14 protein-coding genes are annotated in these 12,873 nt (G+C 36.5%); 7 read left to right on the top strand and 7 right to left on the bottom strand.

The window, feature by feature from the left end:
* Window positions 1–133: 133 nt before the first annotated feature.
* Complete coding sequence (locus tag LJ658_RS20265; RefSeq protein WP_230548382.1) at window positions 134–391, bottom strand: hypothetical protein; 258 nt, start codon at window positions 389–391, stop codon at window positions 134–136.
* A gap of 108 nt (window positions 392–499) precedes the next feature.
* On the opposite strand from LJ658_RS20265, the gene LJ658_RS20270 reads away from it, so the two are divergent.
* Window positions 500–1,996, top strand: a complete 1,497-nt coding sequence (locus tag LJ658_RS20270) for a hypothetical protein (protein WP_370633102.1) — start codon at window positions 500–502, stop codon at window positions 1,994–1,996.
* A gap of 11 nt (window positions 1,997–2,007) precedes the next feature.
* Here the strand turns inward: LJ658_RS20270 and LJ658_RS20275 are convergent, their stop codons facing one another.
* Window positions 2,008–3,444 carry a hypothetical protein gene (locus tag LJ658_RS20275; protein ID WP_230548384.1) on the bottom strand — a complete coding sequence of 479 codons (1,437 nt, stop codon included), beginning with the start codon at window positions 3,442–3,444 and terminating at the stop codon, window positions 2,008–2,010.
* A gap of 183 nt (window positions 3,445–3,627) precedes the next feature.
* Between LJ658_RS20275 and LJ658_RS20280 the strand changes: the two genes are divergently transcribed.
* From LJ658_RS20280 to LJ658_RS20300, 5 genes are all read left to right on the top strand, one after another.
* Complete coding sequence (locus LJ658_RS20280) at window positions 3,628–4,767, top strand: 6-bladed beta-propeller (RefSeq protein ID WP_230548385.1); 1,140 nt, start codon at window positions 3,628–3,630, stop codon at window positions 4,765–4,767.
* A gap of 329 nt (window positions 4,768–5,096) precedes the next feature.
* Window positions 5,097–6,083 (top strand): hypothetical protein, encoded by a 987-nt coding sequence (locus tag LJ658_RS20285; RefSeq protein WP_230548386.1) that lies wholly within the window; start codon window positions 5,097–5,099, stop codon window positions 6,081–6,083.
* Window positions 6,080–6,364 carry a hypothetical protein gene (locus LJ658_RS20290; RefSeq protein ID WP_230548387.1) on the top strand — a complete coding sequence of 95 codons (285 nt, stop codon included), beginning with the start codon at window positions 6,080–6,082 and terminating at the stop codon, window positions 6,362–6,364. The genes LJ658_RS20285 and LJ658_RS20290 overlap by 4 nt, the downstream gene beginning before the upstream one ends.
* Window positions 6,365–6,611: 247 nt before the next feature.
* Window positions 6,612–8,156 (top strand): hypothetical protein, encoded by a 1,545-nt coding sequence (locus LJ658_RS20295; RefSeq protein ID WP_230548388.1) that lies wholly within the window; start codon window positions 6,612–6,614, stop codon window positions 8,154–8,156.
* Between the two features lie 23 nt (window positions 8,157–8,179).
* Window positions 8,180–8,710 carry a hypothetical protein gene (locus tag LJ658_RS20300; protein ID WP_230548389.1) on the top strand — a complete coding sequence of 177 codons (531 nt, stop codon included), beginning with the start codon at window positions 8,180–8,182 and terminating at the stop codon, window positions 8,708–8,710.
* Window positions 8,711–9,479: 769 nt separating this feature from the next.
* Here LJ658_RS20300 and LJ658_RS20305 read toward each other — a convergent pair.
* From LJ658_RS20305 to LJ658_RS20325, 5 genes are all read right to left on the bottom strand, one after another.
* Complete coding sequence (locus tag LJ658_RS20305) at window positions 9,480–9,932, bottom strand: type II toxin-antitoxin system HigA family antitoxin (RefSeq protein WP_230548390.1); 453 nt, start codon at window positions 9,930–9,932, stop codon at window positions 9,480–9,482.
* A 2-nt stretch (window positions 9,933–9,934) separates the two neighbouring features.
* Window positions 9,935–10,267: a type II toxin-antitoxin system HigB family toxin gene (locus LJ658_RS20310; protein WP_230548391.1), complete on the bottom strand. Its 333-nt coding sequence runs from the start codon at window positions 10,265–10,267 to the stop codon at window positions 9,935–9,937.
* A gap of 76 nt (window positions 10,268–10,343) precedes the next feature.
* Window positions 10,344–10,853 (bottom strand): hypothetical protein, encoded by a 510-nt coding sequence (locus tag LJ658_RS20315; RefSeq protein ID WP_230548392.1) that lies wholly within the window; start codon window positions 10,851–10,853, stop codon window positions 10,344–10,346.
* On the bottom strand, window positions 10,850–11,437 hold the full coding sequence (locus LJ658_RS20320; protein WP_230548393.1) for a hypothetical protein: 588 nt from the start codon (window positions 11,435–11,437) through the stop codon (window positions 10,850–10,852). Before LJ658_RS20320 ends, LJ658_RS20315 begins: the two co-directional genes overlap by 4 nt.
* A gap of 210 nt (window positions 11,438–11,647) precedes the next feature.
* Window positions 11,648–12,187, bottom strand: a complete 540-nt coding sequence (locus LJ658_RS20325; protein ID WP_230548394.1) for a hypothetical protein — start codon at window positions 12,185–12,187, stop codon at window positions 11,648–11,650.
* Window positions 12,188–12,552: 365 nt separating this feature from the next.
* Here LJ658_RS20325 and LJ658_RS20615 point away from each other — a divergent pair, with 365 nt between their 5' ends.
* Window positions 12,553–12,759, top strand: coding sequence for a helix-turn-helix domain-containing protein (locus LJ658_RS20615; RefSeq protein ID WP_370633103.1), 207 nt, complete (start codon window positions 12,553–12,555; stop codon window positions 12,757–12,759).
* Window positions 12,760–12,873 lie beyond the last annotated feature (114 nt).

The raw sequence follows: 12,873 nt of genomic DNA on the forward strand, positions 1-12,873 counted from the left end.
ACACACAATAGTAAAAGCTATGAGATAATTTCCTGTATTTCGTCACAAATACTAAGATAGTGGTTTCTGGCATAGCCTCCACCCATGACCTACCGCCAAAGGCGGTGGTTTAGCCATTAGAATAAAAAAGCACTTACAATGTAATGTAAGTGCTTTTTTGAATGCTAGCGTGCTGAATTTTCTCCAGGTGCGTTTCACCTTTTACCGAATGCACAGTACCTATTGTGATGTTTAAAGTTTTATGCACTAAATTGTTGGGTGACTTATTCGGCGCACAATCGGGTTGCACCAATATTTTGCTTTGCCAAAAATCAATAGCTGGCGCAGACAACTGGTGAGTAAACACACTGTAAATAAATTCAGGTATAAAATCGCACAATTCTTTCATCATAAATTATATATTTGCATGAAAGTCTAATAGACTGATTTGCCAGCAGAGGAGGAAATAATCACATATCTGCTTCGCTTAACAATTATAAACCCAATCTCTGTTTAATACGTGCCATTGCTCAAAATTAGCTTCAGGAAGTTAAATTCATGGCCTTATCTCCTGCTTGTTATTATTGTCTATTTGATCGTAGCCGTAAACAGCGTAGGATTTCACCAATATGATGAGCATTTTCAAATTGTAGAATTTGCGAATTATAAGATGGGTTGGATCAATTCGAGCAAACTGACCTGGGAATTTAGAGAAAAAATCAGGCCAGGATTACAGCCGTTTATATGCTATATCGTCTTTAAAGTCTGCCGGTTACTCGGCGAAACTGACGGCTATAACCTGACATTGATATTAAGAATCATCACTTGTGGTGTTTCGATAGCGGTACTGAGACTTTTTTTTAATAGTTACAAGTCTAAAATTACCAAAGATTTACATCTGAGTTTTTTTTTCCTGGTCTTTTTTCTTTGGTTTTTGCCCTATATAAATGTTCGCTTTTCGTCTGAGACATGGTCGGGGCTATTTTTAGTCTGGACGCTGGCCGTTATACAAACAGATAAAAACCGCGGCGAGGTAAAAAGATTTTCTTTTATAGGCATCCTATTGGGCATATCGGTTTTGTTGAGATACCAATCTTGTCTCTTTGTATTCGGGATTACACTTTGGCTAATTTTGATCAACAAAGTCAAGATTAAAGACATTTTTAAATTCGGTATTTCAATAATATTGGTTTTGACAATTGGAGTTATAATTGACCGCTGGTTATACGGTCAATTCACCAATACTTTTTACAGCTATTTTCACGTCAACATTGTTAAAAACGTCGCTTCCTCATTTGGAACACTGCCATGGTATTGGTTCTTGCTTTATATTATAAAGGCACCAGGACCCATCGGCGTTCTGATCCTTATCTCATTTTTTATAGTGCTGGCGGTTGATCCCAGGAATATTTTATTGTGGGCAGTTACTCCTTTTTTGCTCGTTCATTCCGCCATACCACACAAAGAATTAAGGTTTCTTTTTCCCTTAGCAAGTTTGTGTCCGCTATTCTTGATCACGGCTTATCAATACGTAAAAGAAAAATATGGTTTTTGGTTGAAATATATGTCAACTATTATGGTTGTGATTTTAATACTGTTTAACACTGCCGGGCTGATAGCAATTGCTTCTACCGGTGCATCTGGCCAGGTAGCAGTGACAAATTTCATTCATCGTCATTATAAAAACAGGCATGTAAATTTGATTGTAAACGATAGAACAGACCCCTATATAGAAGGCCCTCCACTCTGCAATACATTTTACGACGGACGAACTGTTACCAGACATTACATTACAACGTTTTGGAAGGAAAATTTATTTAAATACAAACAGCCTGGCGATGCAAACCTTTTGGTTTTAGCTCAAGATGATTTTACCGGTCCAAGAAATTTAAAACTATTTGAGAATTACCATTTAGTAAAAGCGTATCAAAACATTCCGCCTCTGGTAGAATTCATTTATCGGTATTACGATAATTCATTAAATAATGCCAGTATTTGGTTATACGAGTTGAAATAACTGTGAAATGCCTATTTTGATTTAATCAGTAAAAAACCGCTTCCATATTTTAAATAATCATAATCTATCAACGCGCTATCATTTTTTGATTCGGACCATGGCGAAACTAATTTGTAAAATTTGATTGGCTGCTCAACAAAATATGGATAACACATATAGTTAATTTTTGAAATATGATTATTTTTAAGGAAATCCAGTATCGGCTTTTTTGGCAAAAACGCTGACGACGTTTCTTCCTGGCCATTGCCGATTCTGAAGTCAACTGCCCTGACAGCTATTGGGTCATGAGTAAATACGTCGAGAAGCGCGGCATTTATCAAAATAATCGTCAACAGCTGCGAACCGATAAATATTTTTAATGTCCGCGATTTTCTATCCAATTTAAATGCCATGTAAAAACACAAAATGGCGTAAATGACCAAGTAATATCTTAGTGAGTTTTTAGTAGTGTATAGCGCTAACAATGCCAGATAACAAACAACGATATATGCAAATATGGTGTTCTCTGTTGGACTTGCTCTTAGATCATTAACTAAAAGCCTGGCTCCAAAAAAAGCAAACAACCCCGCCCCTATTGCAAAGATCGTTTGGAAGACCAACGAACACTCATAAGAGTAAGCTTCGAGTATAAATTTATACTGGCTTAGAACGTCAAAAAAGCCTACACCGTGGTAAAAGACGAAGGTAAGCCCCAAAATCGACGTAAAGAAATAATTAAACTTTAGCGGTAAAAATCCAATAGTTACAGAAGTATCGGAAAATCTATAATAAATTAAAACCTCCAGAAACATAAGTACAACAAGATATATTGGTAAATAGCTAAGATGCAGGTAAATAAAATTTAAATTATATCGCTGTAGCAGGAATATTGCTGCCACATTAAAAACGTTTACGCCCGATAACACCAGCAGCTTGCTATTTAATATAGCTCCGCGCTGAACTGCCCATAATAACAATCCCAAGAAGCCGGCTACACCAATACAGGAGTAAATGATGTGATTATAGGAGCCAAAAATATTTGCCAGCCAAAATAAACAAACCCATAACAGCCTTTTTTTGTTGACCGCAGTATATATAGCTATTAATGACGAAAATGAAATAGCTAAAAAGAACAGCGTAAAAGTATTTACTTCCCAGGCTATCCTGGCGGAAATGACATATAAAGATGACGCTGCTAACATTGACAAAAACAACACAGCTTCTTTGTAAAACTTATAGTATAAAAAAGTTGAAACAATAACAATTAGCGATAGGAAGTTGACGATAGCACCCGGGACACGCAGTTGATAAACCCCGATACCAAAAAGTTTGAACGATAATTGAGCAACCAAGCTTTGTAAAATCCCGGTGTAATAAGTCATACCCGAAAGCCGGTCGATTGGTTGGGTTTGATAATCATGAGCCTTTAGGCCCACCCAGGCTTCGTCACCATGTAATCCCGGAAGCACATTCAATTTGTAAAACCACCAACATGTAAAATACAATAACAGGATAAAAATTAACCCCAGATTACTTATTCGATTTGAGAAGATACGGTCAAGCATGCAGCATTGATAGATTTTTATTCGAAAGGTTTTTAAAAATGTCAAAAAAATAATAATTTCAGGCTCTCATTCCTAGACCACTATTTTATGAAAAAAAAGCAAATTCGTTATATTTTTTTAATTATGATTTGCCTTTTGTCTTTTTCTGCTTGTAAAAAAAGCAGAAAAGACCTGGTAACTTTTGCGTCAATAGATACCCTAGCTATTAATACCTCAACATTTGAGCATCCTTTTGAAATACCTGTAAACAAAAGTTCCTTAAGATATGTGAGGTTGGCAACAAACAGGCCGTTCGTCATTACTCATATAGACGAGTTAAGGATTGTTAACAGCACAATCTTCATTCTTGATAGAAAAAGAAAATCAATCATTCTTTTCGATATAGCCGGAAAATTCAAAAAGAGTGTAACGATTAAAAATACCCAATTTCAATATTTTGACATTTTCGGGGATGCCATTTATGTGTTGGATAAAAATCAAAGTAAGATCTTCAAATTTGATTTCGAAGGAAATTTGTTAAAAACATTTAATCAGAACTTCCACGGAGTGCAATTCGCGGTATTGCCTGGCGAAAGATTCATTTACTACACAAGCGGCCTAAGTACTAGAGATGGAAATAGCGAAAATTATCAACTATCAATAAGCGGACCACAAAAAACCGACATGCAGCTACCTTATAAACGGATATATAGTGGCATTAAATACTTTTTTGAAGATCAATTTTCAAGAAATGGAGACCATCTGTTTTTTATCTCGGCGTTTGAAAACGTCTTCTATAAAGTGGATACGTTAAAGATAGTTGCATTAACTAAATTTGACTTTGGGAAATATAATATGCCCGATAGTGTTTTTTTGAAAGGTAAAGATTTCGACAACTTTAATGCTTTTCCCTATGTTTCAGACTTAGTTAATGTGGCAAATACCGTTCATTTTTCTTTTTTTAAGTTTTCTTACCATAACAGGCAAGGGTACATAGTATGTGACTATAACAGAAAAAAGATAATAGCAGGTGGCATAGATGTGGCCACAGACGCCGCATCTGACTTTAATAACATAGTCCCAGTCTGTAGCTATGGCGATAAATTTATTGCAATTATTTCACCTAGAACATGGTTGAGGATGTCCTCAGAGATGGACTTATCAAAAACCTTGCTGAACAAAAAATATCCTAAAAAGACGATTTGTCTGGATGATTCACCAATCCTGTTATTCTATACCTTGCTATGATGACCTTCACCAAAAGGCTTGCATATACGTATACGCGTTTTCCTGACGCTATTAATTTAGCAAGCATTTATTTATGTGTGGTCATTGTATACTGGCCAGTTTATCAATTCAAATTTCTGCACGGCTGGGACGACCAGTGGGCAGTATTGAACTCTTACACCGAGGGGGGGGGCAGCTCGACAAATATATGTGCAATTCTCAGCACATTCTATGGTGGCCAGTACGCGCCTGTCAATCAGTTCTATTACACCGGCATGTATTGCCTTTTCGGGTATGATCCGATGTATTATCATATCGGCTGCCTGCTTATACACCTAATAAATGTCACATTGGTGTATTATCTCCTTAAAATTTTAGCCGCTAAGCTTTTATCTAGCACAAATATAAAAAACCAGCAGGCTGCCATAATAGCAACCTTATTATTTGCGATATCACCCTTTAATCTGGAGCCTGTAGTTTGGGTTTCTGCTGCTAAAGTTATTATCTACGCATTGTTTTACTTATTGGCGGTACATAGCTATTGTAAATATCTTGAAGCCAAAAAGACGTTATACTTCTATTTGACACTATTATTCTTTATCATATCTTTTGGCGCAAAAGAACAAGCCGTAACGCTGCCGCTTTGTTTGTTACTTTTAGATTTTTTTTATGCCCGCACCCTGAAAGATAAATTAGTTTGGCTTGAAAAATTGCCCTTTTTTATCGCTTCCTTATTGTTTGGATATATTTCGATTCAATCTCAAGGAAAAGAATTGTTTGAGTCGACAAATTTCTATCCGCTTTATCAACGCGTTATTTTGTCATTTTATACCTTCAGCGAATATTTCGTTAAAACCGTTATTCCGATAAACCTCTCTTATTTATATCCGTTTCCTTTCCAGATAGGCGATGCCGTGCCGCTTTACCTATGGATCTATCCTATAGCCGTGATGACATTTTTAGTCGCCTACTTCCGAACGTGGTTAAAAATCAAATGGTTAACTTTTGGTACGCTATTTTTCGCGATTCATTTGTTATTGGTTATTAATTTGCTTTCTTTAGCTCGCTTCTCTGTCGTCGCAGACAGATACGCCTACATGGCTACCATAGGTTTGTATTTTGTATTGGCGATATTATTTCTTAAGGCGTTAAAATGTAATTATTTAAAGAAATGGGTAGTAGGCAGCGGTTTACTTTACATGTTGTACTTTATGACATATGCACATTACTATTCCTACACTTGGGTTAACAACTTAACCCTTAAGAGCCATCTTAGAAAAGAGGTCAGATCTAGATCTGATTTTGAAAAATGGAAAATAAAAAACATAGATAAATGACCTTAAAGAACTTCAAAATATTGGCAATGGCTTCAGTAGTTGTAGTTTTCATTTTGAATATCTACCTGGCAGCCAACTTTTATAATATTTCGAGCATACATCTTTCCAATGAATTTTACTGGCAAAGTATCAATGACGTATTGGTTGATAATAAGGTAGAAAAAGTACAATTATATGGCGAAGGCATTGACATTGGTTTCACCCAGAAAAAAGACACGCTGGGTGGCCGGATCAGAGTTATTTATCAAATAAAAAGGGATTCTTATCGCAGGAATTGGTGATTTTGCTTCGTCAGCGCCAATATTGAATTATCCTTGCGACGATTAGTTAAAAGATTGATAAAAAGACCCGTATGTCTCGTTGATTTTTTTTAAACAGTCCACTATTACTTTTTGGCTAACAACATTGTTCACTACCAAATTTATTTACCCAAAAATTTGGAAGTGAGTTTTTTGTTTTTTACCTTTAAAACAACATCGCATATTACCCTACAGTACGCGTAATTTATTAACCTAAACTACCTTATCTATGAAAAAGAGACATTTAACGTATCTCAGCATTCTATTTTTATTCTTTTTGATCCTTTATTCCTGCAGGAGGGATGTTAAAAATTTTGTAAACGGACAGTCTGTACCATCATCAACCGTTGAGTCTGCCCAGATCTGGCATGATACTCATATCAGCACTACAGCGATCAGGCTCAAAGCCAAATGGAACCAAGCTTACACGTTGACAGCCAACGGAGGGCAGTTATTGGTGGTGCCGGCGCCAGAGCGCACCTTGGCTAACATTAATTTCAATATCCGACGTGTGTTTGTATTCACGCTATCGGGCGGCCAGGTTACTAATGGCGAAATCATTGAATTTTTAGGCAACAAATACAACGTAACCGACAACCTGGATGCTTTAATTGCAAATTATTTTACAAAACAGTCCACTAGTGGTTTTAGCGGTAGTATTTTTGAGTATGATATCAATTATATGCGCATATCCAACGCCAAGTTCGAGAATGGCAAAAGGGTGAGTACTCAGACTGCATTGGTCAACGTAAAAGGCGTTCAAATGAACGCACAAATCGCTTTATCAAAATTAAAATTGAAAGTTAATGACATTGTACCGGTAACTTATGTAGGCTGGCCAGATGGTGATATTGGCGCGGACTGCACTGTTACATACGAGGAGGCGGATGGTTATACAAACGGCAGGCTTACCGACATAACTTATACTTTTATTAGTATGAGTTGTCCTTCTGCTTCCTCGAGCTCAAGCAGTAGCGCTGCTAGTAATGAAGATCCGAACAATCCACCTTACGGCGGTGGCGGTGGCGGTGGTGGTGGCGGTGGCGGTGGCGGTGGCGCGCCTGACCCAAAAGATCCATGTACGGAGAAGGGTGCCATAAATGGGTTAAGCACAACTAATTTCCCTACGACTAATGCCTCAATTCTTTCCAGTACCTCCAGCAGTGGAAATGAATATGGAGCAAACTTGCAATACAATTCATTAACTGGAAACACATTGAAGACAGCGTCAATTACAACTCAAAACTCAAATTCAACATGGACTCCCAGTGCATTTACCTGGGATGCTACCAACGGATACACCATGGGATACACGCACGGACATCCGGCTGGTGGTGCTGAGTCGCCTGATGATGTTTTTGCAATTGTAAGAAATGTAAATAATCCTTTGATTGCCGCCGGACCTCCCGGATCTGTCGATGCATATAAGCAAAATGCTTCGGTAACCGTGGTTACCAGTACAGCCACATATGTTGTAACAATAAAGGACTGGCCTACCATACAAAATATGCAGACCACTTTTGATGCCCTTCCAATAAATCCAACTACTCATTTAAATTCTTTTGATCAGGATTATGCTGACAAAGGATCAACTTATCTAAGTTCGACTGCTGGATCTACGGTTGGAGACGCAACTTTGTCCGCATTATTCCAAAAATTTGGAAATACCATCAACGTTTATAAAAAAGCAAATGGGGCTGCAACTTTCAGTCCTATACAAGGCGCTGTTGATGCTAATGGAAAAGCTATTATTTTACCCTATAATTGCCCTTGATCAACGATTTAATATTTAAAAGAATGAAAAAATTGCTATTATTAATTACCTGTATACTGACCGGTATGGCCAGTTTTGGGCAACAAATTGACTTGAATAAACAAGTACTGATAACACCGTCAAGTAAGTTAGTCAGGCTCTCAAAAGATGAAATAGTGGCGTTTGAAAGCGAGAAATTTCATGACAACAAGCACGATCGGATGAAATCAAGCGGCGCTATACCAACTTTTAAAGTTGACGATATTTTGATTACTCTGAATTCTGAAAAAACAACTTTAGAGCCTAATCACTTAATAAACTTAAAAAAAGGATTTGATGCAATGTCGGCTAAAAACATCTCTTACTCTTCCTATATGGAAACTGTAAATAATCAACAAGTTTTAGTGATGTCTGCTTTTTCCGGTAATACAAATACGAAACACTATCAATTTGTTTGTATAAATAAAGCAAACACTACTGCATTTGTTGGTTTTATAGAATTCAAACCAAGTGACGAGGCGGAAGCTAAACATGTTTTAGATGATCTTATAAAGCATATAACTTTTAAAGACTGATAATTTTAAGACGTAACAGACTCCGAAATTATTGTTAATAAATTTGCTCTTTTAAGGCGATTATAGAAGCTGCATATCTATGTTTTGAAAAAAGTAACAATATCATAAATGAGTAAATATTCAAACAGCTCATTAAATACCAGATTTACTTCGTTTTTTGAAGTAAGAGCCTCTTGAAAAGAGGCTCTTTTTTTTGTTTAAACGCGTTTTGAGTTCAAAACTATAAATGTGTAGAATATCTGAGTCGATCCGATGACATCTTGCATGCCAAGCAATGGGTCGTATAATTTTCATTTCACTTTAAATCCTTAGTAAGTATGCCCTAGCTGGGACTTCAAAAGGCTCATCCTTCCAACGCATGATGTGCTTCATTTGTTACACCTTTTGGAACTTATAGTTCTTCCGACTCTCACTGACTTCATAGAGCGCCATAACCGAACACCCATCCCATTTTCAACGCTTAAGCAACCAAAAGCGGAAACAACGGAAGCTGTCAAGGGTGAGTGCCTACCTTAATAAACAAATACAACGGCACTCATTTATATACCCTTTACTGCTTTTGTTGTGCAGGCTATCTTTGCGTCTTGCGGTGAGAATATGATGAAATAATTAATCAAGTCTTTGCAGGTATGCCGAGGTACGAGGTATTTCTGTGCAGTTCAGCGAGGCTGGTGACGAAATGGAACCCGGCGCAATAGCGCGTGGTGCAATGTAGAAACTTGCTGCAGCGATTATGGCAGTACTTTATTGTTCGCTATAATGTTTTAAATTAATGTTTAGCTGCGTGAATTTGCTTAGAAGTATTTATCAAGCCTGGATTAGCGTAAGTATCAGCAGTAGGTACCAACTTATAATGCCTGTTAAAAGCCTCCTGTCTAACTTTGAAATAATCAGCCAGTTTTCTAATAACTTCTTTAGACAGTCCCTTTTTATAGTTTAATATATCAGATACATAACCTTTACTAATGCTCAGTATATCAACTAAATGCTGCGGTTTCAAATGATGATCCTGCATAAAGGAACGCAGTAAAGTAATGGGATCGCTTTCTTTGAAAGTGTTATTTTCTTCATCGAATTTTTCGATCAATAACGTTAACAGATCAACTTCATCCTGTATTTCATTGTTATCTCCACCGGAGAACAAGCCTTCCAATTGGTTACAATACTCTTCATATTGGCTTTTGTTTTTTATGACGGTATATTTTAAAACTGTTGTTTTCATCTTTAATAAAGGTTAATTGTATACTGTTCACCCTGTTTGCAAACTTTATCATATTCCGCATGGGTTCCTAGCCAGCAAACAAAAAGATGTGCCTGCTTTGTTCGGAATACGTATTTGCAAATCATCCGGTAATTATTGCCGCCAATATCAAATACAACCCTGTTACTGCTTTTCCCTAACAGATCAGCAGTGTTATAAGTGAATTTCATATCGCCGGGCTGTTGCCAGTCGGCAAGCTTTAACTTTTCAGTCCAGTCTTCCAAAGAAGATTTACTACGAGGTTGAAGCTTCGCAAACTCTTCAAGCGTTTGTTTTTTTATCAGATGAATTTTCATCTTATGCAAATTTAAATAAAAGTTCACAAAAAGAGAACTTTTAAAATGAAATATTTATTCTTTTTTCTGCTATGGATTATTGATTGGCTTTTTCCCAAGCTTCATCCATTCGCTTTCTTACTAACTTACTATCTGCATGGTTATTCATATAATTCCATGCTTTGATGTATCGGTCAGCCTGTTGATTGTATTCTTGCATCCTCCAAACGTCTAATCCTTTTTGCGCTAGAGCAAATAAGAAGACTAATCCCGTTAACAGTATTCCCCAAGGAATAAGGCGACCAAACACAATTTTATAATATTGGCCCTGGTTGGTTTCCGGAAATAATAGGAAACGATATTGCTTTACAGGCTGATTTGTTAAATCCAATTGCTTGATCTGTTGTGATAGCTTATCAATCAGTACATTGTCTCTGTTCTGCTTGAGTTCATGAAGTTGAACGCTTATATCACACAACTCCTTTTTATAGTCAGGTATCGTTATTTCAGGAATTTTAACTTCTTTCTTTTCATAACCGTTAATGGTCACGATCACCTGTTGCAATACTTCCTCTATTGCTTCAAGCTTTTCAAGTGTATCATTCATATCCTTCTTCCTTTCTTAAGTTTACGTTTAGTTCTTAATAATTCAAATGGTGTTGGGGTGTCCTGGTCGTAGTCGGGTTCTAACAGTTTGCCTAATAAAGACGCTCCGTGAGTATCAATAAATGAGTTGCGGTTAGGAAGTGTTATGTCGTTTACTGAAGCAATATGTTGCCGCTGCGCATGTTGTTTATTAAACTCAATAAGCTGCTTTAATTTGCCGTAGCTTAAACTCCGGTCTATTTCAGAACCTTTAAATTTAGTGATGCCCTTACTAAAGCTAATCCCCTGCACATTGTCAGTTCCGCTTAAATACTTGTAATGAGTTTGTATTCCTTGCTTAAGAAGTGCTGCTTCCAATTGCTGCCAGTTTTGCGCAACTTTAGCTACTGTTTTGATGGCATCATACATTTCATATTTTATTTGATCTGAACCTTTAAGGCGCTGCCTGTTCACTTGCGCTTTACCCTCCGCTAAATGGTAAACCAAAACGACTTTGTGCGAATGATAGGTTAATGTCAGTTCAAGGTCTAAAAATTTCGAGCCAGATTGATCGATTCTTAAATTGTAAGAGTTAAAAGTAAGCATGTGTAAATAATTTAAAGATTAATAAATTCCGTTATTGCATACTACCTACCGATCTGCTAATTGCCTAAACACCTCTCAAATAACGTTTTTTGATTGAAAATATAGAGATTATAGAATAAATTAGTCGGGGGGGTAAGAGTACGGCAGCAACAAGGGGGGGATGGTGATAGAAGTACCATTCAGATATTAATCCATAATTTTTGTAGATAATTATACAGCGTCAACACTTTTTTTTGGTTCTTTATAGAGAGCAAAAAAAAGTAAGACCCCAAGGCCTAATACAACCAAAACAATTATTTCAATGTCAAAAATATTTTTATTTTCTTTGGTTGCTTCGCAATCAGAATACACTTTTTCTTGCTGTATAATATCGCCCTGCGGATCAAAACCCAATTCATGGTAACACGGTGAATTAATAAATCGATCTGTATGTGATGCTTTATAATCAAAACTAGTATTACTATTTTGAATATTGATAGCTGCTGGTGTGGTAATCAAATCGTCGATATTTTTTTTATCTTCTTCTTCTTTTTTTATAGTCCTATCGCCCTTTATCATTACATTCCCATATGGGTTTTTGAAAATAGCAGGTGTTTTTATATCTGGGTCGTCAAATTTATATTCAACAGGTTCGGGTAAATTGCCTCCGCTATAATATGTTGTAACAGGTGTGGCGTTAACGACTGTATCCAAAACCCGATAACTTGTGTCCTGGATTATAATAAAATAGATTAATAATAGCTTAAACATCTTTATTGGGTAATTGCGAATTACTGGTAAATGAACTAACGAGGAAGATAATTATTATTGGACCAACTACATAAATCAGCCATTCTGAAATGTCATAGCTATCATCATAAGATAATTTTGTTAATGGCCAAAACTCTGATTTTCGAAATTCGGTACTTGAGAAAAGAAAAAAGGTATGCAGCAGAACCCACAAAGAGTAAACTGATAAGAATCGTTTGTTTTTAAATAAAGAATTCATGAACAATTAATACTAAGCTTTTTTTACCAGATTGAATTTTACTAAGATAGGCTAATTAGCCTATAGTCAATAAAAAAATATCTGCAAAATTTGAGGTGTGCCATCGCAACTCCGAGATCCATACGCAATGAATCTACTTGCAGAAAATGTGAAGAGACATCGTATTAGAAAAAATTTATCTCAAGAGTCTTTGGCAAACCAGGCCGGTATAGGCCTTAGTACTATCAGCAGAATTGAAAGAGGGGTATTAAATTCCAGTGTTTCGATCATAATCGTTTTGGCTAAAGTCTTAGAAATAGAGCCGGGAGAACTTCTTCGGAGAGACTTAATATGAGATAGTCACAATTTAATCTGACAGTTACGATAATTTAAAACACGTAACAGAGATTAGTATTATGACAACCCAAGCAAAGATCATCAAAAACAAGATGGGCATATTGGAGCTTGC

The organism is Mucilaginibacter sp. UR6-11 (assembly GCF_020880695.1).
Lineage (GTDB): Bacteria > Bacteroidota > Bacteroidia > Sphingobacteriales > Sphingobacteriaceae > Mucilaginibacter.

Bases quoted from the DNA above. Each gene is read 5' to 3' on its own strand.
- LJ658_RS20310 (WP_230548391.1), bottom strand. From the start codon at position 10,267: ATGAAAATTCATCTGATAAAAAAACAAACGCTTGAAGAGTTTGCGAAG.
- LJ658_RS20305 (WP_230548390.1), bottom strand. From the start codon at position 9,932: ATGAAAACAACAGTTTTAAAATATACCGTCATAAAAAACAAAAGCCAA.
- LJ658_RS20265 (WP_230548382.1), bottom strand. From the start codon at position 391: ATGATGAAAGAATTGTGCGATTTTATACCTGAATTTATTTACAGTGTG.
- LJ658_RS20295 (WP_230548388.1), top strand. From the start codon at position 6,612: ATGAAAAAGAGACATTTAACGTATCTCAGCATTCTATTTTTATTCTTT.
- LJ658_RS20315 (WP_230548392.1), bottom strand. From the start codon at position 10,853: ATGAATGATACACTTGAAAAGCTTGAAGCAATAGAGGAAGTATTGCAA.
- LJ658_RS20290 (WP_230548387.1), top strand. From the start codon at position 6,080: ATGACCTTAAAGAACTTCAAAATATTGGCAATGGCTTCAGTAGTTGTA.
- LJ658_RS20325 (WP_230548394.1), bottom strand. From the start codon at position 12,187: ATGTTTAAGCTATTATTAATCTATTTTATTATAATCCAGGACACAAGT.
- LJ658_RS20280 (WP_230548385.1), top strand. From the start codon at position 3,628: ATGAAAAAAAAGCAAATTCGTTATATTTTTTTAATTATGATTTGCCTT.
- LJ658_RS20300 (WP_230548389.1), top strand. From the start codon at position 8,180: ATGAAAAAATTGCTATTATTAATTACCTGTATACTGACCGGTATGGCC.
- LJ658_RS20320 (WP_230548393.1), bottom strand. From the start codon at position 11,437: ATGCTTACTTTTAACTCTTACAATTTAAGAATCGATCAATCTGGCTCG.
- LJ658_RS20615 (WP_370633103.1), top strand. From the start codon at position 12,553: ATGAATCTACTTGCAGAAAATGTGAAGAGACATCGTATTAGAAAAAAT.